Here is an 18,770-nt window from a genome sequence, read left to right on the forward strand (position 1 = left end):
GCCCCCGCGCCGCCACATTAGGAGGAGGTGAGGCGCGGGCGGTCCTGACGTATGTCAGGAGACGTATGTCAGGAGACGTATGTCAGGGAGCCCCCGGAACGAGACGACCTGGGGCTTCGACCCTGATAAATGTCAGGTGTCGGGGATGTGGTGACGGCCCTTACGGTCACGACCAGACCACCCGCCGACAACGAAAGAGAGCTCATGAGCCGCCGATCGCTCAGGACACTGCTGGCCGCCGGGGGCGCCGCCGCGGTGATGGCGCTCCTCCCCACCTCCGCCCAGGCCGCGCCGTACTCGGGCGGCGACTACGGGGCCTACGGGATGGAGGGGCAGTACCCCACCACCTCCTTCTGCTCGGGCTCGTTCCGGCAGATCGGGCCCACCAAGTACGCCGAAGGCATGGCCCTGAAGTACTTCTACTCCGACAAGTGCGGTTCCTTCGCCCGGATCGAGAGTTCCCGGCCCGGCTGCGCGGCCGTGCTGCAGCGCTCCAACAGTGGCGCGGCACGGGTCGACGGATGGGTCTCCGAGACCGTCGACTCCGGCATCAACTACGCCTACACGCAGATGGGCAACAACCTCAACGGCCGCGTCTCGCGCGCGCTGCTCTCGTGCGACGGCCACGACCTGACCTCGACCGGCTGGTACTGAGCCGCACCCACACCACACAGGACGACAAGGAGGAGTCAGTCATGCGCGGACACATCCGGCGCGCCGCATGTCTCGCCCTGGCGGGCGCGGCCCTGATGCTGTCGCCCGTCACCGCCAACGCCCAGGAGCAGGCGCCCGATTCGGGCACGTCCACGCGGCAGGTGCAGTCCCGGGGCGGCTACTTCCTCGGAGACGGCGTCAATATCCGCAGCAGGCCGGTGGACGGCACGATCCACGGCCAGGGGTACTTCCGCGAGACGTTCACCGCGCACTGCTGGAACGGCGACGGCCACTGGATCTACCTGACCGCCCACCGGGGCAACGTCACCGGGTGGGTCAAGGTCGACTACGTCTACTACACGGACATGGGCCCGATGGGCTACTGCTGACCCGGCAGGAGCCCGCGGCGGGGCACCGATCACTCGGTGACCCGCCGCAGGCGTGTGGAGCGGACGGTGCGTCAGCAGTCCGGGACTCCGGCGATCTTCTCGCCGCCCCGGATGTACAGGTTGTTCACCCAGGCGATGTCGCTGCCCGAGAACTCCATGACGGCGGTCCACCAGTTGTTGGTGCCCACGGCCGGGTCGTGCACCCGCTGGCCCTGCGTCTGGCACACGGCGTCCCCCCACCACTTCGAACGGACCGCGAGACGCGGGGAGTCGGTGGTCGGCTGCTGACGCAGATTGACGTCGGTGGCCCAGATGTAGACGTCGGTGAGCGTCGGGTCGCCGTTGTTCGCCGCGGCGGCCGGGGCCGCGTGGGCGGTGCCGGCGAGCGCGCCGACGGTGAGCGCGACGGCGGCGAGGCCCATGGTGGTACGGCTGATCAGTCGCTTCATGTGTCTGTCCCCCGTAGGACGTTGATGTGGTCGGGAGTGGTCATGGTCCGGGTCAGCAGCGTGCCGAGGACGGCAGGTCGCCGTACTCGTCGCCCTTGAGGTACACGGCGCTGACGTAGCCCTCGAGGAGCTTCACCCAGACGTCGTTGCTGTAGCCGTTGTCGGTGATGCGCTCGCCACGGGTCCAGCAGTAGGCGCCGAGCGGCTGCCCCGCCGGGCTGGTGGTGATCTTGCCGTAGGAAGTGCCCGGCCCGTAGCGGACGTTGATGTTCTCGTACGGCACGACCGCGTAGGGCGCCGCCTTGACGCGCGTGACGCTCTCCTGGCTGGCGGCCGACGCCGCGGCGGTTCCCGCGGTGAGCGGGCCGAGCAGCGCGAGTGCCCCGGCGCCGACGAGCGCGGCCCTGGCGAAGATGTGAGTGGACATGTCGATTTCCCCCTGAACTGATGTGCGGCGGTGCGGCTCGTGGCCGACGCTCAGTAATGTAGGGAGGCCCGGGGCGACACGGTCCCTGACAATTGTCAGGGTCGTCCGGGGCGGCAGGGACGAGGGCGTTCGGCCATCCTGCCGTGATGCGGCCGAAAACCGCTCGACGCCCCTCACGGCCTCGGTCTACGATCCACGGCGCGGCTTCGCGTGCCGGTCACCGGCCGGGTGAGGCATGGAGGCGCCGCGGAAATGCCCGTGGAGGCATTGACCAGTGTCAGTCGAGTTCAATCACACCATCGTCCTGTCCCGTGACCGGGAGAAGTCCGCTCGTTTTCTCGCGGAGATCCTGGGACTCGAGGTCGGGGCACCGGCCGGAGTGTTCCTGCCGGTGACGACCGACAACGGCGTCACCCTGGACTTTCTCACCATCGACGCCGACATTCCCATCCAGCACTACGCGTTCCTCGTCTCCGAGGAAGAGTTCGACGAGGCCCTCGTCCGTCTCGTCGAGGCCCGGATCCCCATCCAGGCCGACCCGCACGGCAATCAGCCGCGCCAGATCAACCGCCACGACGGAGGCCGAGGCGTGTACTTCCTCGACCCGGCGGGCCACGGCCTGGAAATCATCACCCGCCCGTACGGCACCGACCCGTCCTCCCCGCTGAACGGCGTCGCGGAGGACGTGCCCGGGGCGGTCTGAGCCGGCCCGGAAACAAAACTGTCGGCCCCGGTCAGCCGCCGTCCGCCTTGAGCGGCAGGTGGGTCGGCCCGGGGCCGGCGTCCGGAGCGTGGTCCTGGCGGGGGAGCAGGAGCGGGGTGGTGAGGAGGAGGACCCCGGCGAGGGCGATGGCAGTGCGGGGGCCGGTCAGGCCCGCCAGGACGCCCCATAGCGCGGTCACGGCCGCGAGGGTGGCCTTGCCGGTGGCGGACCAGGCGGAGAGGGTGCGGGTGACCCGGCCCTCGGGGTGCGGTCGAGGCGGTAGGTGGCGAACACCGGGTTGAACACGGCGCAGCAGGTGATCAGCCCGAACTCGACCGCCATGACCAGCGCGAGACCGGCCGCGCCGGGGCCGACGAAGGCCAGTCCGAGCGACCAACCCGACCGCAGCACCCCCGCCGTGAGCAGGACCCGGTGCCGGCCGAACCGGGCGACGAGCCGTGGCGCCAGCCGGGAGCCGAGCAGGCCGCCGCTGCAGGGCACCGCGAAGGCGAGGGCGTACTGCCAGGGGGCGAAGCGCAGGTGGTCGACCATCAGGACCAGGAGCGGCGGCGAGGCCGCCAGGACCAGGGCATTGAACAGGACCGTGTTGAAGAACAGCGGGCGCAGGCCCGGATCGGCCAGGATGTACCGCCAGCCGTCGAGCAGGTCGCCCGCCCGGGGCCTGGCCTCGGCGGGCAGGCACCGGGCAGGGGTTTTCTCTCCGCCGCCGATCGCCCCGATCCCGAACGCCGAGAGCAGGTAGCTCACCGCGTTCGCCACCACGCTCGTCACCGGGCCGAACAGCCCGATCGCGGCACCGCCCAGCGGCGGCCCGACCATGCTCGCGGTCCAGTTCGTCGCCTCGAACCGGCCGTTCGCGACGAGCAGGTCCCGGCGGGGCACCAAGTCCTTCAGAAACGCCCCGGCCGCAGCGTTGAAGGTGATGTCGGCCGCCGCCACGGCCACCGACACCAGCAGCAACTGCCCGAAGCTCAGCCGGCCCAGCGCGAACGCCACGGGGATGCTCAGCAGCACCGCGCACCGCACCAGGTCCGCCGCGATCATCACCGGCCGTTTGCGGCGGACCTCCGCCCACGGCCCGAGCGGCACCGACACCACCGCGCCGACCGCCGGTCCCACCGCGGCCAGCAAGGCCACCTGCGTCGGCCCGGCGTGCAGCACGAGGACCGCGATCAGGGCGAACGCGTCGAACGCGAGCCAGGTACCGGCCGTGCTGACCGCGTACGCACCCCACAGCCACCCGAACCGCCGCCCCAGCGACCCTCTGCCCGCCATACCCGGCGCACACCCCCAGCTCCCGCGGACAACCCGGTGTTGTCCGGGAGCCATCCAAGCGAGGACCAGGCCCGGCGGGCAAACAACCGTCCGGCACCCGAGCCACAACCAATCGTTGTGCCTTGGCCTCGTGGGTGGAGCCTGGCTTCCGGGTCAGCGCTGGTACAGCCCCACCAGCGTCCCGTCCGCCAGCCGGCGCCTCTCGACCTCCTCGTGCACCTGGTCCGCACCGGGCGCGTCGGGCAGGACGCAGGGTTCGGACAGGGCGTAGAGCCGGAAGAAGTAGTGATGGGCGTCGTCACCCGGCGGGGGATGCGGCCCGCCCCAGCCCTGCTGCCCGTAGCTGTTGACGAGCTCCGTGCCGCCCGGCGGGCAGTGCCCGGCCTCGACGCCGTCGCTGTGCGGGTCGATGCCGACCACGACCCAGTGCGCGAAGGTGCCCGACGGGGCGTCGGGATCCTCGCAGAGCAGGAGCAGCTCCGCCGCGTCGTCCGGTACGCCGCTCCAGGCCAGCGGCGGGGAGAGGTTCGGTCCCTCGTACGAGTACCGGCGCGCGATGAAGGAGTGGTCGTTGAACGCGTTGCTGCTGAGTTCGATGCCGGTCATGTGGCCCGGGGTACCCCTGCGGGACCCGGACATGCGGTGCGGGGGCGATCGCCCGGCCGGCCGAGTGGCCACCGGATCATCCGCCCGCCAGCGTGAGCGATCCGCCGGGTTCCAGCGTCACGCCCACCCCGCCGCTGATCCGGTCGAGCGTCGTCCGCAGCCAGGCGCGGTCCGCCCCGGACGCGGGATCCAGCCGCATCCGCCGGGCCCGCAGCGGCACCATGCGCAGCCCCGCCAGCCGTCCGCTGTCCGCCTCGACCGAGACGAGGAACGCGAGCCGCAGGTCGTCGCGGTACTCCTCGTAGCCGGAGATGCCCTCGTAGTCGTCGACGAAGTCGCCGCAGCCGTAGAGGATCAGCCGGTCCCGGTACACCTCCAGCGGGCGGGGGTGGTGCGAGGAGTGGCCGTGGACGACGTCGACACCGCCGTCCACCAGGGCGCGTGCGAAACGGACCTGCTCCCGGGGCACGCGGAAGCCCCAGTTCGAGCCCCAGTGCACGGACACGACGGTGAGATCACCGGCCCGTACGGTCCGCTGGACGTGCCGCACCACGGCGTCGGCCGCGACGGGCGAGAGCGCGGGCACGTACGCGACCCCCGGCAGCTCCGCCGTCGCCGCCCAGCCGGACGGGATCCCACTGGAACGTGCCCCGAGGGCGAACACCAGCAGACGGCGGCCGCCCGGGAGAGGGACCGCTGCGGGTGTGTACGCCGCTGCGGCGGCCCGCCCCGCGCCCGCCGTCCGCAGGCCGGCCCCGGCCAGCGCGTCCAGGGTTTCCAGCAGGCCGGCGCGGCCGAAGTCCAGGACGTGGTTGTTGGCCAGGACGGTCACGTCGGGCCGGGCCACGGCCAGGGCGGGCAGGTTGGCCGGGTGCATCCGGTAGTGGATCTCCTTGTCCGGCGCGAACGTGTCGCCGCTCGTCACCGACGTCTCCAGGTTCACGATCCGGGCGTCCGGCGCGGACTCGTCCAGCAACCGCAGCGCCTCGCCCCACGGCCAGGAGGGCGGGACGGGCGCGGGCACCGGGCCGTGCGCCGACTCCGCCAGCCGGACGTAGGTCCGCGCGTCCTCGACGTACGCCTCCCGCAGTGCCGGATCGCAGGGATGCGCCAGGACCTGGTCCACGCCGCGCCCGAGCATCACGTCACCGCACAGGAACAGCGTCACGATGCCGCCGCCCACACCTCCACGGTAGGACGATTGCCCAGGCCACTCAGGCCGCTCTTGCCTCTCAGGCGTCGACCCTCACCGCACACGACCACCCGTACGGATCCGGCCCGATCCGCAGCTCCTCCCACGCCACCGCCGTCGGGACCGACCCGGTGATCTCCACGTCCGCGAGCCCGATGACCGCCAGCCGCACGTCCAGGCCGCCGTCGGCCTCGTCGGCCTCCACGTCCACGGGCACCTGGCCGTACTCCTCCCACCGGAAGATGACCTCGTCCAGCAGCGTGGCCAGCAGATCGTCGTCGCTGGCCTCGGCCAGGCGCACCCGGTCCACGGCGGTGCCCCGCACCCCGGAGACGTCCGCGAAACACTCCACCAACGCCAGCACAGCCTCCGCCAGACAGTGCTCCCGGCACGCCGCCCACGCCTCGATCCGGACGTCACCCGGGTGGGGCACCGCCCGGTGCCCGCACTCGCCCGGCTGCCGTCCCTGCCCGCCGTCGCCCGTGTCACCGCCCATGAACTGCGCTTGCCCGACACCGGCCCACCCATGCAGCGACGGCCGCCGCAGCCGTCAGAGGGGTTCGTCCGCGAGGTACGGCGGGGCCGGGTCGTACTGGATGTAGCGGCGCACGGCCCGCGCGTGGTCCCGGCCGTGCAGCCGTCCGACCAGCCACAGCGCGCTGTCGATGCCGGCCGAGACGCCCTGGCTGGTGACCAGGTTGCCGTCCACGACATAGCGGACGTCCCGGACGACCGTCACGTCGCCCCGCGCCTCGAGGGTGTCCTCCTGGCTCCAGTGGGTGGCCACCCGGCGCCCGCGCGCGGGACCCGCCTCATGCAGCAGGAAGGTGCCGGTGCACACGCCGTGCACCCAGGCGGCCCGCTTGGCCGTCCTCCCGATCCAGTCGGTGAGCACCGGGTTGTGCAGCTGGACCTCACGTGCGCCCCGCCCGCCCGGCACGTGCAGCACGTCCAGGGGCGGATGGTCGTCCAAGGTGTGGTCGGGCAGCACACGCAGGCCCTTGTTGCAGCGCACCGGGCCGGGACGCTCGGCGACGAGCACGGCCGTGTCGGCGCCGTCGCGCAGCCGGGCGGAGACGGTGAAGACCTCCCAGGGCCCCACGAAGTCGAGCTCCTCGGCTTCCTCGAAGACCAGCAGTCCGTAGGTCGTCATACGGTTTCTCCTTCCTCTGGAACAGGGTGGGCGCCGGCAGGCCCCGTGGTGGAGCGGAACCGGGCGCGGTAGTCCGACGGCGCGACGCCGAGCCGGCGGTGGAACGTGCGGCGCAGGGTCTCCGCCGTGGCGAAGCCGCAGCGGCGGGCGATCGCCTCGACCGGTTCGTCCCCGTCGGTGAGCGCACGCCGGGCGGCCTCGACACGCACCCGCTCGACATACGCGGCGGGCGGCACGCCCAGCTCGGAGGTGAAGCGGCGCTGGAGGTGACGTGGGCTCAGCCCGGCGTGGGCGGCGAGGGCGGCGATGTCGTGCCGGGCGCCCGGATCGGAGTGGATCGCGACGACGGCGGCCCGCACCGGGTCCGTCGCCGGCTGCCGTGACCAGAGCGCCACGCTGAACTGCGACTGGCCGCCCGGACGGCGCAGGAACAGCACCAGCCGGCGGGCCACCGCGTGCGCGACGTTCCGGCCCAGATCGTCCTCCACCAAGGCGAGCGCCAGATCCATGCCGGAGGTCACCCCGGCCGAGGTCCACACCCGCCCGTCCCGTACGAAGATCGGGTCGCAGTCCACGCGCACCTCGGGATGCTCCCGGGCCAGCTGCTCCTCCCGGGCCCAGTGCGTGGTGACCCGCCGCCCGTCCAGCAGCCCCGCGGCCGCCAGCAGGAACACTCCGCTGCACACCGAGGCGACGCGCCTGGCACCGGCCGCGGCGGCCGCGATCCAGGAGACCAGCGCCGCGTCCTCCCGAGCCCGGTCGACACCCTGGCCGCCGACCACCACCAGGGTGTCCGTCGCCGCCGGGTCGAGGTCCGCCACACCGTGCGCGGCGTGCACGAGCAGCCCGCTTGCCGACCTCACCGGTCCCGGCCGGGAGGCCACGATCTCGCAGGCGTAGTCGCCCGCGCCGTGGAACACCTCGTGCGGGCCGGTGAGATCGAGCGGCTGGAAGCCGTCGAAGACGACGAAGACGATACGACGTGGAGTCACTCGCGCAGTCACACTTCCACGCTCCGTCCGCTCCCGTCATGGCGTCAACGACACGCACCCCACAGATCGTGCCATGCCGCACGCGGGACGTCCGCCGCGGCGCGGGTAGGCGGACGGCAGGACCCACAGGGGAACCGGGGGGAGAGGAGACCTCCGATGATCACCCAGACGGTCACCGTGCCGGCCGGCGGCGCCGCGCTCACCGGTGATCTGAACCTGCCGCCTCACGCCCGCGCGGTCGTGCTGTTCGCGCACGGCAGCGGCAGCTCCCGGCACAGCCCCCGCAACCGCGAGGTCGCCGCCGGCCTGCGCACCGCCGGACTCGGCACCCTGCTGATCGACCTGCTCACCGAGGAGGAGGAACGGCAGGACCTGCGCACGGCCGAGCTCCGCTTCGACATCCCCCTGTTGGGGCGTCGGCTGGTGGCCGCCATCGACTGGCTGGAGCAGTGGTACGGCACCCGGAGCCTGCCCGTCGTCCTGTTCGGCGCCAGCACCGGCGCGGGCGCGGCCCTGGTCGCCGCCGCCGAACGGCCCGGCCGGGTGCCGGCGGTCGTCTCGCGCGGTGGCCGGCCCGACCTGGCGGGCGACGCCCTGGCCGCCGTCCGGGCCCCCGTGCTGCTCATCGTGGGCGGCCGGGACCAGCACGTGCTGCGGCTCAACGAGGAAGCGGCCCGGCGGCTGCACGCCCCGCACACCCTCCACGTGGTGCCCGGGGCCACGCATCTGTTCGAGGAGCCCGGCACGCTGGACCGCGTCACCGAGGCGGCCCGGCAGTGGTGCGACGAACGGCTGAGCACCACGGCGGGCTGACGGACCCGCTCGGCCCGGCAGGGCCCGGCCGCCGGTGCGTCGTCCGCCGGGCAGGGGGTACGCGGAGGCAGGGCCGGCCGAGGGCCCACTCCGTGCGGGAAGCAGAGGTGACCGTCATGCGGTTCCGCGATCGCCGGCAGGCAGGCCGGGAACTGGCCGAGCAGCTGCGCACCCGGCAGGAGGCGGGGGCTCTGCCCCGTCCGATCGTCCTCGCCCTGCCCCGCGGCGGGGTCGCCGTGGCGAGCGAGGTCGCGGAGGAGCTGGACGCCCCGCTCGACGTGCTCGTCGTACGGAAGATCGGGGCGCCCTTCCAGGAGGAGTACGGCGTCGGTGCGATGGCCGGGGACGAGGTGCCGCTCCTCGACGAGGACTCCCTGCGGCACCTGGGTCTCGGCGTGGCCGACCTCGCCCCCGTCATCGAGCGGGAGCGGGCGGAACTGCGCCGTCGCGAGCGGCTGTACCGGCAGGGCCGCCCCGCTCCCGACCTGCGTGGACGGACGGTGATCGTCGTCGACGACGGCCTGGCGACGGGTTCCACGGCCCGCGCCGCGCTGCGCTCCGTACGCCGTCAGGCACCCGCACGGCTGGTGCTGGCCGCGCCGGTGTGCTCGCCGGAGGCGGCCGAGCTGATGCGCGCCGAGGCCGACGAGGTGCTCTGCCTCCACCGGCCGGCCGCGTTCATGGCCGTGGGCCTCTGGTACGAGAACTTCGACCAGCTGACGGACCAGGACGTCCTGGAAGCCCTCCACGTGCAGCTTTGACCAATTGTTCACCTTGCAGGACTGGCGGAAATCGGCCAAGACGGACAACGATGTTCCATCCCCACACCTGCATCAGGAGTAACAAGTGAACGTCTCGCTGTCCGTGTGGCTGCTGACGGTGGCAGCCCTGTGCGTGCTCGTCGCCGTCGACTTCTTCGTCGGCCGCAAGCCCCACGACGTGTCGATCAAGGAAGCCGGGACGTGGACGGTGGTGTGGATCGTCCTGGCCGTGCTGTTCGGGCTGGGGCTGTGGTACTTCGGTGGGAGCGGGCCCACCGGTGAGTTCTTCGCCGGGTACATCACCGAGAAGTCACTGAGCGTGGACAACCTCTTCGTGTTCGTCCTGATCATGGGGAAGTTCGCGGTGCCCTCGCAGTATCAGCAGCGGGTGCTGATGGTCGGCGTACTGATGGCCCTGGTGCTGCGAGCGATCTTCATCGCGGCCGGCGCGGCGATCATCACCGCCTTCTCCTGGGTGTTCTACATCTTCGGAGCCTTCCTGATCTGGACCGCGTGGAAGCTGGTCCAGGACGCGCGCAAGGACCAGCACGATGAGGAGTACCAGGAGAACAAGCTGCTGAAGATGGCGGAGCAGCGCTTCGGGGTGGCCGACCGCTACCACGGCACGAAGCTCTTCATCACCGAGAACGGCAAGCGGATCATGACCCCGATGCTGGTCGTGATGCTCGCGATCGGCTCCACAGACGTGCTGTTCGCCCTCGACTCCATCCCCGCGATCTACGGCCTCACCCAGGACCCGTACATCGTGTTCACCGCGAACGCCTTCGCCCTGATGGGCCTGCGCCAGCTGTACTTCCTCATCGGCGGCCTGCTGAAGAAGCTGGTCCACCTCTCGTACGGGCTGTCGATCATCCTCGGATTCATCGGCGTGAAGCTGGTGCTGCACGCCCTGCACGAGTCGGGCGTCCATGTGCCCGAGATCAGCATTCCCTTCTCGCTGGGCTTCATCGTGCTGGTCCTGACCGTCACGACGATCACCAGCCTGCGCGCCTCGAAGAAGCAGGAGGCCGAGGAGGCTGAGGGGAACTCACAGCGGGGCGTCGGATCCCGCTAGGGCCTCTCGTCACACGATGCCGTCCGCGCGCAGTGCCGCCACCTCCTCGCCGGTGCGGCCCAGTTCGGTGAGGATCGCCTCGGTGTGCTCGCCGACCGCCGGGACCGGGTCCATGCGCGCGGGCAGGCCCCTGAGGTCGGCCGGCGGGAGCAGGGCCTCGACGGTGGCGCCCGGCACCGCGACCTCGGTCCAGCGGTCGCGGCCGGCCAGCACCGGGTGGTCCAGGAACGCGGCGACGTCGTTGACCCCGGCGCAGGCGATGCCGATGCGCTCCAGGTCCTTGAGGATCTCGTCGGAGCCGGAGCGGGCGATGCGGCCCGCGACGACGGAGTTGAGCTCCTCGCGGTGGGCGACGCGGTCGGAGGCGGTGGCGAAGCGCGGGTCGTCGACGAGCTCAGGCCGGCCGAGGAACTCCGCGCACAGGGCCGTCCATTCCCGCTCGTTCTGGATGGAGAACAGCACCTCCTGGCCGTCGGCGGCCGGGTAGGTCCCGTACGGCGCGATGGTGGCGTGCTGGGTGCCGAGGCGCGGGGGCTGCACGCCGCCGTGCCGGGTGTAGTAGGCGGGCTGGCCCATCCACTCCGCGAGCGCCTCGAACAGGGACACCTCCACCGGGTGGGCCTCGCCCGTGGTGGCGCGGGTGTACAGGGCGGTGAGGACGCCGCTGTAGGCGTACATCCCGGCGGCGATGTCGGCCACGGAGATCCCGGTCCGGGCGGTTCCCTCCGGTGTTCCCGTCAGGGACACCAGCCCGGTCTGGCATTGCACGAGCAGGTCGTAGGCTTTGCGGTCGGCCCAGGGCCCTGTCGTGCCGTAGCCGGAGATCGTGCAGGGGATCAGGCCGGGCCGGTGGCTCGTGACGGTGACCGCGTCCAGGCCGAGCCGTCCGGCGGCGCCCGGGGCGAGGTTCTGCACGAACACGTCGGCGCCGTCGAGCAGATCGTGCAGGATCTCGCGGCCGCGCGGGTCCTTGAGGTCCAGCGTGAGGGACTCCTTGGACCGGTTGAGCCACACGAAATAGCTGGAGTGGCCGTGCACGGTCGCGTCGTAACGGCGGGCGAAGTCGCCGCCGCCCGGCCGCTCCACCTTGATCACACGGGCACCGAGGTCGGCGAGCTGCCGGGTGGCGTAGGGCGCGGCCACGGCCTGCTCCACACTGACCACCGTGACCCCGGACAGGGGATAACGCTGCACGCTCATGCCTCATGCTCCTGAACCTCGTACGGACGGCGCCCGGACAGTCTCTCCCGGGCAGCGGGCGGTGGCACGGGCCAGTGGCGCGATCTGGATCACGACGGGGCGTATCACGACCGGGTGGCCCCCGGGCGCGGCCGCTCGGCTACGGACGGGCCAGGTGCCGCATGGCCAGGGCCAGTTGGAGCCGGAGGCGGCCCTGCGGGGTGCGCAGCGGCCAGCCGAGCAGGTGCTCCGCGTGTGTCAGCCGGTCCTGGAGCGTGGAGTGATGGACGTTGATCCCGGCGGCGGCCGCGCGCAGGCTCGTACTGGACGCGACCGCGTGCAGGGTGGCCGGCAACCAGGGCGTGGCCGCCGCGGCCGCTTCCAGGGCACGGACGTCGGGCGGCGGCTCGGCTCCCGGTACGACGAGGTCGGCGAGCAGGGCGATCCCGCCCAGCTCGTCGGCGTGCACGACCCGCGGCCCGGGGTCCTGCGGGGTCCCCTCGGCGGTGAACCGCAGGGCGGTACGGCCCGCCGCCCATGACCGGGGCAGCTCGAGCACGGGCACGGCGGGCCCGACCCCGAAGCGGGCGCCCGGGGGAGCCGGGCGGGACTCCGCGACGCCCGCGTCCTGCGCCCCGGCGGGTTCGACCCGAGGCCGGTCGTTCAGCGGCACGAGAACCCGCGCCGGTGCCGTGAGGTCCAGACCGAGGCGCCGGGCGGCATACAGACGGGCCTGCTCCGGGGCCGTGGCGTCGAGGAGCGTCTCGACCAACGCCGGATCATCGGCCGGGGCCCGCCCACGAGTACGGTCGAGAACGAGCCGCAGGGCAGCGGCGGCGCGTTCGAGGATCACCGCGTCGACGACACTGGGCGGGGGCACGGCGGGCCGCGCGACGGCCGGGCCGGATTCGGCTGCGGCCTGCTGGGCGCCGACCCGGCCGGATGCCGCCCCGGCGTCTTCCGTGACGAACACACCGGGCGCGGTCCCGACCTGCTGCGCGCCTACCCGGCTGGGCGTCGCCCCGGCGCGCCCCGCGATGGCTGCGCCGGGTCCTGCCCCGCCCTGCTCCGCGCCTGTCGCACCGGGCGAGGCCCCGGCGTGCTGTGCGTCGACTCGGTGGGGGGCTGCCTCAGGACTCTCCGCGATGACCGCACCGGCTGCCGGCGGGGCCTGCTCTGCCTCGCCTGTGCCGGGTTCTGCTCCGGCCGGTTCCGCGACTGCCGCACCGGCCCTGTCCGCATCGCCCAGACGGTTCCCGGCCCCGGTGGCCTCCGCGCCGACCGGCCCGGGGTGGGCTACGACCCCCTCCGCGACGCCCCCGTCCCCCTCCGTTCCGCCCCGTTCCAGCCACAGCACCGCGGCCCCGTTCGGGCTCAGCCGGGCGGAGGGCCAGGCGGGGTCCGGCGGGGTGTCGGTGTCCTGGCGGGTGCCGTCGGGCCGTACGCGGACGTGGACGCGGCGCTCGGGGTCCACCAGGCGGGCGGGGCAGCCGGAGAGTACGGCGGCGCCGCGTACGAGGGCCTCGACACCGGCCCTGGACTCGGCCAGGCGGTCGAAGTAGGCGATGACCCGGACCGCCGCACCGGCATCCGGGTCGAGCGCGGTCAGGCGTCCGGCCAGCTCTTTCATAGGCCTATGGTGCGCCATGCGGCTGCCCGGTCAGGAGTGGAGCCCTGCCGTCACCCGTTCAGAAGCCTCCGCAGCCAGTCCAGATGCGCTGCCCTCGCCGACTGGGACAGCGCCGCCTGGGGTGCGAAACCGTCGAAGCCGTGGAAGCCGCCGGGCCACACATGGAGTTCGGCCACGCCGCCGGCCTGCCAGATGCGCGAAGCGTAGGCGACGACCTCGTCGCGGAAGGTCTCCGCCGAGCCGACGTCGAGGAAGGCCGGGGGCAACCCGGTCAGATCCTCGGCACGAGCCGGTGCCGCGTACGCCGGTACGTCGGGCCCGCCCCGTCGCGAGCCCAGCAGCGCGGTCCAGCCGGTCTCGTTGGCGGTGCGGTCCCACACTCCGAGGCCCGCCATCTGGTGTGTCGAGGGCGTGTCGTTGCGGTCGTCGAGCATCGGGCACATCAGGAGCTGCCCGATCGGCTGCGGCCCCTTGCGGTCCCGGGTGAGCAGGGCCAGGGCCGCGCACAGCCCGCCGCCCGCACTCGCACCCGCGATGACGATCCGCTCGGGGTCGGCGCCCAGCTCGGCTGCGTGGTCGACCGTCCACAGCAGCCCGGCGTACACGTCCTCGACCGGTGCGGGATGCGGATGCTCCGGCGCCAGCCGGTACTCCACGGACACCACGACCGCGTCCAGCGCCCGCGCCCACGCCAGCGGGACGTCGACCCCGACCCGGTTGTTCCCGATGACCATGCCGCCGCCGTGCACGTGGTAGATGACGGGCCGGGCACCGGCGGGCGCCGGAGCGGCAGGCCGGCAGATCAGCAACGAGATGTCGGGCTCGCCCTGGGGACCGGGCACCTGCCGGTCCTCCACCTCGAACGTCCCGCCCATCGTCAGGTCCAGCTCGGCCAGCAGCTCTATGCCCGGGCCCTGGCGCACCTCGGCTATCTGGTCCGGTGTGAGACCCGGGCTGATCATGTCCTTGATCAGCTCAAGGGCTCCGGCGAGTTCCGGGTCGAACGGCGGCGGAACATGCGTCATGGCGTCTCCTCACGCGAGGTCGCGGCGGCTCGTGCTGCCATGGTCGGCCCCGCCGCCCCGGCAGCGGGCGCCGCCGAGCGGCGGAACCTGCCCGCCGTTCGGCGGGTGGCGCCGCGGTGCCGGGTGGCGCCGCGGTGATGGGCGAGGGCGACCGCGGTGAGCGCGGCGACCAGCGCGCACACGCCCAGCCACCCGTAGCGGCCGTACGCGACGATGCCCAGCCACGAGCCGACGGCGCCACCAAGATACGCGCAGGTCATGTACGCGGTGGTGAGCCGGCTGCGCACCTCGTCCCGCAGCGCCTGGATCCGCACCTGGTTGGCCACCATCCCGGACTGCATGCCGATGTCGAGCAGCAGCGTTCCCACGACCAGGGCCGCCACCCCCACCGCGCCACCGAGACCGCCCAGCGCCAGCACCGCGGCCGAGACACCCACCACCAGGAAGCACACCCGGTTGACCGCGTCCGGCCCGTGCCGGTCGACCTGGCGGCCCGCGACGGGCGTGCACACCATGGTCACGGCGTTGACCAGGGCGAGCAGCCCCGCCGCACCCGCGCCCATGCCGTACGACGACCCCGTGAGCAGCGGGGCCACAGCCGTCCACACGGCGGAGAAGCCGGCGAACACCAGGGCCTGGTACAGGCAGGAGCGTCGCAGTTCGGGTTCCGTGCGCAGCAGACGCAGTGGCTCGGCCAGGAGCGCCGGGTAGCGCTGGGCGGACGGCGGAATCGTCCGCGGCAGGAGGCGCGCCGACAGGGCTGCCACCGCCAGGGACAGCACGGCGGCCAGGACGTACGGCGCCCGCCAGCCCAGCCAGTCCCCGAGCGCACCGCCGACCGCGCGCGACAGCAGCATGCCCGCGAGGGAGCCGCTCAGCAGCGTGCCGCCGGTGACGCCGAGCCGCTCCTTCGGCACGAGACGGGCTGCGAGTGGCCCGGCGAGCGGCGCCACCACCGTCGTCACGCCCACCAGGGCACTGGCCCCCACCAGCGGCACCAGCCCCGGCGCGGCGCTCGCGGCGAGCAGCCCGAAGCCGGTGACGGTGAGGAGAGTGACCAGCAGCGGGCGGTGCGGGAGGCGGTCGCCGAGCGGTACGAGCAGGCAGATCCCGGCCGCGTAGCCGAACTGCGTCGCGGTGACGACCGCGGCGGCCGCGTCGGGCGTGACACGCAGGCCGGACGCCACCAACGGGCTGACGGCCTGCGGGAAATACACATTGCCCACGGCCGCGCCGCAGACGAGGGCCAGCACCAGGATCAGCCGGGGGCTCGCGCCCGGCTCCGCTGTACGCTGCCGGTGGTCGTGATCCGTCATGGGCCGAAGTCCACGCCAGGGCCGGGCGATTGCCAAAGAATGTAGCGGGGGCCTTAATGATCAGCTTCCGGCTGGACGTCGAGGACCTCGCCGACACCCGCTTCGCGATCTCGCCCCTGCGCGAGGTGATGGGCAGCCTGCGTGCCCTGCGCGCCCCCGCCCTCTACCCCCTGCACGTCCGGTGGCGCGCCACCGTGCTCCAGGCACTCGACCCGGCCGACGCCCGGCTGCTGGCCGCCCTGGTGGGGGACACCCTGGCCCTGCCCGACTTCCTGACCCCGAGGCCGACGTCCTTCGCGCCCACCCTCGACGAACAGCTCACCGTCGTACGCGCCACACCACCGGAGGCCGTACGCCGCGACCTGCTCGCCGCCCACGCGCCCCGGCCCCTGCCGGACGTGCTGCGGGCGGTCGCCGCGCCCGGTGACGCGCCGGTCGCGGAGCTGCTGGACGAGCTGTGCGCACTCCTGCGCCGTTACTGGGAGTCGGCGCTGCTGCCGTCCTGGCCCCGGATGCGGCTCGTCCTGGAGGCCGACATCACCCACCGGGCACGGCAGCTGGCCACCGGCGGTGCCCGGCTGCTCTTCGCCGATCTGCACCGCAACCTGCGCTGGGACGAGGGTGTCCTGCGCGTCGACCGGATGCGCGGACGCCATCACGTGGACGGCTCGGGGCGGGGCCTGCGTCTGGTCCCCTCCCTGTTCGCGCACCAGCCGGCGCCCCCGGTCAGCGCCGCGGAACCGCCGATGCTCGCCTACCCGAGCCGGGGTGCCGCGACGCTGTGGGAGCCGGAACCCGAGCCGGACGCCACCGCCCTCGCGGCCCTGCTCGGCGCCCCCCGCACCACGCTGCTGCGGCTGCTGGCCGAGCCGCTCCCGACGGTGGAGCTGGCCCGGCGCCTGGGCGTGACCCCGAGTGCCGTGTCCCAGCACCTGCGCGTCCTGCACGCGACGGGCCTGGTTACCCGGGCCCGCGACGGGCGCCGGGTGCTCTACCGGCGCAGCCCGCTGGGGGAGCGGCTGGCGCGGCACGGCGGAGCCTGAGCGCTCAGCGGCACGCCGTGCCCGAGCGTGCCGGAGCGGAACCGGAGGCCGGACCGCCGCGGGAGACGACGCGCGTCCCGCAGCCGTCGACGACCCGGACCTGCAGCGAGCCGCACCCGCAGCGCGTCCACTCCGTGCGGCCCGTCGCGGTGGTGTGCCGGGACAGCACCTGAAACGGCTCGCCTGCGTCCGGCCAGCCGCAGTGCGGGCAGGCGGTGGCGTTGGTGCTGGTCATGACTGACTCCTCGTACGTCGTGGCTGGTTGACCGTCGCGACACAGCCAGGGTGCGTCGAGATATCCGTACACGTCCAGGTTGACTTTGTGGACGCCATTGTGAAACCTGGGCTACATGATTGACCTGCGCAGGCTGCACGTCCTCAGGGCGGTCTCCCACTACGGCACGGTCACCGCGGCCGCCCGGGCCCTGCACTTCACTCCGTCCGCCGCCTCCCAGCAGATCCGGCAGCTCGCCCGTGACCTGGACGTCGATCTGCTGGAGCCCCAGGGGCGCGGGGTGCGTCTCACTCCGGCCGCCGAGAGCCTCCTGGCGCACGCCGACGCCATCCAGGCCCGCTGGGACCTGGCCGAACTCGATCTACGGGCCGACCACGGAGCACCCTCCGGGGTGCTGCGCGTGACCGGATTCCCCGTGGCCGTCTCGGTGCTGCTGGCCCCGATGGCGGCCCGGCTGGGCGAGCGGCACCCGCGGCTGTCCGTACGGATCAGCGAGGTGGGCGTTCCGGAGAGCTTCGACCTGCTCTTCGAGGGGGAGACCGACCTGGCGATCGTCGAGGCCACCCCGCTCAACCCGCCGCTGAGCGACACGCGGTTCGACCAGCAGCCGCTGCTGGACGACCCGTTCGACCTGGTCGTCCCCGACGGGCACCGGCTCGCCGGGCGGGCCCGGGTCGACCTCGCAGAGGCGGCACGCGAGACGTGGATCGCGCCGGTGGAGGAGAGCCCCTGCCGACCGCACGTCCTGTCCGCCTGCGGCGCGGCGGGATTCACTCCCGACGTCGTCCACCACGCCCTGGACTGGAACGTCACCGCCCACCTCGTCGCCCACCGGCTCGGCGTCGCCCTCGTCCCGCGCCTGGCCCATCTGACCCCGCACCTCCCGATCACCCGGGTCCGCTGCACAGGCAACCCTCACCGCAAGCTCCTGACCTGCACCCGAGGAGGCGGCCACGCCCGCCCGGCGGTCGCGGCGGCCCTGCGGGAGCTGCGCGAACTGGCCCGCACGGCGGTCGCCTGACCGCCCGCGGCGCATGCACCAGGCGGCGCCCGAGGAGTGGACCCCTCAGCGCCCCGGCGCCCCCACCCGCAGCGCGTCCATGACGAAGTCCAGCAGCCGGGTGGCGCGCGGTTGCCAGTCGGTGTGGGGGTCGATCGTCCAGAGGCCGCCGATCGTGAGGAAGAGATCGTCCGCGGTGACTCCCGGACGGATGGTGCCGGCCTCCTCGGCGGCGCGCAGTAGCAGTTCGGCCGCCTCCGTCACGGGGGTGTGCCCCGGCTTCGAGGGCTGCCCCGGCGCGCTGGTGGCCTGGCGGATGGCGTCGGCCAGGCCCGCCTTGGTCATGGCGAACCGCGCGAGCCGGTCCATCCACTCCCGCAGCGCCCGGTCGGGCTCCCGGCTCTCGAGCAGGGGTGCGGCGGTGTCGGCGACCTGCTGCATCTCGTGGCGGTAGATCTCCAGGACGAGCGCCTCACGGCTGGGGAAGTGGCGGTAGAAGGTCCCCTGCCCGACGCACGCCTTCCTCGCGATCGAACTCAGCGGCGCGTCCGCCGAACGCGTCAGTTCCTCCAACGCCACTTCCAGGATGCGCTCGCGATTGCGCTGCGCGTCCGAGCGCAGCGGAGCGTCCTTCTTCTGCCGCACTCGCCCTCCTCGCGATCCCATGGCCGAAACCCGGCCCTTGTTAAGCGGACAGTTGTCCGTTAAGTTTCCGGGAGGCGGACAACTGTCCGCTTGCTCCATCGTATCGATGTGCCGTCCGCGCGGACAGCCCGCGACGGCCGCACCCCGGCCGACCCGCCCCGCATCCTGCCCGGTCACCGACCGGCAA

General features: G+C 73.1%; 20 protein-coding genes and 3 pseudogenes. 8 read left to right on the plus strand and 15 right to left on the minus strand.

All coding sequences use genetic code 11. The features are described 5' to 3' along the window. Positions 1 to 204 precede the first annotated feature (204 nt). Together ACQEV8_RS38910 and ACQEV8_RS38915 are read left to right on the plus strand one after the other, a co-directional pair. Positions 205 to 654, plus strand: coding sequence for a hypothetical protein (locus ACQEV8_RS38910; RefSeq protein ID WP_432970506.1), 450 nt, complete (start codon positions 205 to 207; stop codon positions 652 to 654). Between the two features lie 41 nt (positions 655 to 695). Next, positions 696 to 1,043 carry a hypothetical protein gene (locus ACQEV8_RS38915; RefSeq protein WP_432970509.1) on the plus strand — a complete coding sequence of 116 codons (348 nt, stop codon included), beginning with the start codon at positions 696 to 698 and terminating at the stop codon, positions 1,041 to 1,043. A gap of 71 nt (positions 1,044 to 1,114) precedes the next feature. Here ACQEV8_RS38915 and ACQEV8_RS38920 read toward each other — a convergent pair whose 3' ends face one another. Next, a complete protein-coding gene (locus ACQEV8_RS38920) occupies positions 1,115 to 1,492 on the minus strand; it encodes a peptidase M23 (RefSeq protein ID WP_432970512.1) in 378 nt (125 codons plus the stop codon). 52 nt (positions 1,493 to 1,544) lie between these two features. After that, a complete protein-coding gene (locus ACQEV8_RS38925) occupies positions 1,545 to 1,919 on the minus strand; it encodes an SH3 domain-containing protein (protein WP_432970515.1) in 375 nt (124 codons plus the stop codon). 274 nt (positions 1,920 to 2,193) lie between these two features. On the opposite strand from ACQEV8_RS38925, the gene ACQEV8_RS38930 reads away from it, so the two are divergent. After that, positions 2,194 to 2,622: a VOC family protein gene (locus ACQEV8_RS38930; RefSeq protein ID WP_432970518.1), complete on the plus strand. Its 429-nt coding sequence runs from the start codon at positions 2,194 to 2,196 to the stop codon at positions 2,620 to 2,622. Positions 2,623 to 2,653: 31 nt separating this feature from the next. Here ACQEV8_RS38930 and ACQEV8_RS38935 read toward each other — a convergent pair. The 6 genes and pseudogenes from ACQEV8_RS38935 to ACQEV8_RS38960 all read right to left on the minus strand — a co-directional run bounded on the left by ACQEV8_RS38935 (position 2,654) and on the right by ACQEV8_RS38960 (position 7,861). After that, a pseudogene (locus ACQEV8_RS38935) lies at positions 2,654 to 3,918 on the minus strand (MFS transporter). A gap of 153 nt (positions 3,919 to 4,071) precedes the next feature. Continuing rightward, a complete protein-coding gene (locus tag ACQEV8_RS38940; RefSeq protein WP_432970521.1) occupies positions 4,072 to 4,524 on the minus strand; it encodes a YbhB/YbcL family Raf kinase inhibitor-like protein in 453 nt (150 codons plus the stop codon). 76 nt (positions 4,525 to 4,600) lie between these two features. Further along, the gene (locus ACQEV8_RS38945; protein WP_432970524.1) at positions 4,601 to 5,707 is read right to left on the minus strand and encodes a CapA family protein; all 1,107 of its coding nucleotides are present in this window, start codon (positions 5,705 to 5,707) and stop codon (positions 4,601 to 4,603) included. Positions 5,708 to 5,756: 49 nt separating this feature from the next. Then, a complete protein-coding gene (locus ACQEV8_RS38950) occupies positions 5,757 to 6,212 on the minus strand; it encodes an archease (protein WP_432970527.1) in 456 nt (151 codons plus the stop codon). Positions 6,213 to 6,266: 54 nt separating this feature from the next. Beyond that, positions 6,267 to 6,869, minus strand: coding sequence for a DJ-1/PfpI family protein (locus ACQEV8_RS38955; protein WP_432970530.1), 603 nt, complete (start codon positions 6,867 to 6,869; stop codon positions 6,267 to 6,269). Next, complete coding sequence (locus ACQEV8_RS38960; RefSeq protein ID WP_432970533.1) at positions 6,866 to 7,861, minus strand: GlxA family transcriptional regulator; 996 nt, start codon at positions 7,859 to 7,861, stop codon at positions 6,866 to 6,868. The genes ACQEV8_RS38955 and ACQEV8_RS38960 overlap by 4 nt, the downstream gene beginning before the upstream one ends. 156 nt (positions 7,862 to 8,017) lie before the next feature. Here ACQEV8_RS38960 and ACQEV8_RS38965 point away from each other — a divergent pair, with 156 nt between their 5' ends. From ACQEV8_RS38965 to ACQEV8_RS38975, 3 genes are all read left to right on the plus strand, one after another. Continuing rightward, entirely contained in the window at positions 8,018 to 8,674 is a 657-nt protein-coding gene (locus tag ACQEV8_RS38965; protein ID WP_432970536.1) for a dienelactone hydrolase family protein, read from the plus strand. 116 nt (positions 8,675 to 8,790) lie between these two features. Continuing rightward, positions 8,791 to 9,435 (plus strand): phosphoribosyltransferase, encoded by a 645-nt coding sequence (locus tag ACQEV8_RS38970; protein ID WP_432970539.1) that lies wholly within the window; start codon positions 8,791 to 8,793, stop codon positions 9,433 to 9,435. A gap of 85 nt (positions 9,436 to 9,520) precedes the next feature. Further along, a complete protein-coding gene (locus ACQEV8_RS38975; RefSeq protein WP_432970541.1) occupies positions 9,521 to 10,510 on the plus strand; it encodes a TerC family protein in 990 nt (329 codons plus the stop codon). 9 nt (positions 10,511 to 10,519) lie between these two features. Here ACQEV8_RS38975 and ACQEV8_RS38980 read toward each other — a convergent pair whose 3' ends face one another. The 5 genes and pseudogenes from ACQEV8_RS38980 to ACQEV8_RS39000 all read right to left on the minus strand — a co-directional run bounded on the left by ACQEV8_RS38980 (position 10,520) and on the right by ACQEV8_RS39000 (position 15,660). Next, positions 10,520 to 11,710, minus strand: a complete 1,191-nt coding sequence (locus tag ACQEV8_RS38980) for a CaiB/BaiF CoA transferase family protein (RefSeq protein ID WP_432970543.1) — start codon at positions 11,708 to 11,710, stop codon at positions 10,520 to 10,522. Between the two features lie 139 nt (positions 11,711 to 11,849). After that, positions 11,850 to 12,560: pseudogene (locus tag ACQEV8_RS38985) on the minus strand (helix-turn-helix domain-containing protein); the annotation flags it as partial. A 461-nt stretch (positions 12,561 to 13,021) separates the two neighbouring features. Then, a pseudogene (locus ACQEV8_RS38990) lies at positions 13,022 to 13,319 on the minus strand (helix-turn-helix domain-containing protein); the annotation flags it as partial. A 50-nt stretch (positions 13,320 to 13,369) separates the two neighbouring features. Beyond that, the gene (locus ACQEV8_RS38995; RefSeq protein WP_432970546.1) at positions 13,370 to 14,344 is read right to left on the minus strand and encodes an alpha/beta hydrolase; all 975 of its coding nucleotides are present in this window, start codon (positions 14,342 to 14,344) and stop codon (positions 13,370 to 13,372) included. Next, complete coding sequence (locus tag ACQEV8_RS39000) at positions 14,341 to 15,660, minus strand: MFS transporter (RefSeq protein ID WP_432970549.1); 1,320 nt, start codon at positions 15,658 to 15,660, stop codon at positions 14,341 to 14,343. The genes ACQEV8_RS38995 and ACQEV8_RS39000 overlap by 4 nt, the downstream gene beginning before the upstream one ends. 56 nt (positions 15,661 to 15,716) lie before the next feature. On the opposite strand from ACQEV8_RS39000, the gene ACQEV8_RS39005 reads away from it, so the two are divergent. Then, the gene (locus ACQEV8_RS39005) at positions 15,717 to 16,703 is read left to right on the plus strand and encodes a metalloregulator ArsR/SmtB family transcription factor (RefSeq protein WP_432970552.1); all 987 of its coding nucleotides are present in this window, start codon (positions 15,717 to 15,719) and stop codon (positions 16,701 to 16,703) included. Between the two features lie 4 nt (positions 16,704 to 16,707). Here the strand turns inward: ACQEV8_RS39005 and ACQEV8_RS39010 are convergent, their stop codons facing one another. Continuing rightward, on the minus strand, positions 16,708 to 16,938 hold the full coding sequence (locus ACQEV8_RS39010; RefSeq protein WP_432970555.1) for a hypothetical protein: 231 nt from the start codon (positions 16,936 to 16,938) through the stop codon (positions 16,708 to 16,710). Positions 16,939 to 17,053: 115 nt separating this feature from the next. Here ACQEV8_RS39010 and ACQEV8_RS39015 point away from each other — a divergent pair, with 115 nt between their 5' ends. After that, entirely contained in the window at positions 17,054 to 17,959 is a 906-nt protein-coding gene (locus tag ACQEV8_RS39015; protein WP_432970558.1) for a LysR family transcriptional regulator, read from the plus strand. Between the two features lie 45 nt (positions 17,960 to 18,004). Here the strand turns inward: ACQEV8_RS39015 and ACQEV8_RS39020 are convergent, their stop codons facing one another. Beyond that, complete coding sequence (locus tag ACQEV8_RS39020; RefSeq protein ID WP_432970561.1) at positions 18,005 to 18,583, minus strand: TetR/AcrR family transcriptional regulator; 579 nt, start codon at positions 18,581 to 18,583, stop codon at positions 18,005 to 18,007. Positions 18,584 to 18,770 lie beyond the last annotated feature (187 nt).

It is taken from the genome of Streptomyces sp. CA-179760 (assembly GCF_050937045.1).
Lineage (GTDB): Bacteria > Actinomycetota > Actinomycetes > Streptomycetales > Streptomycetaceae > Streptomyces.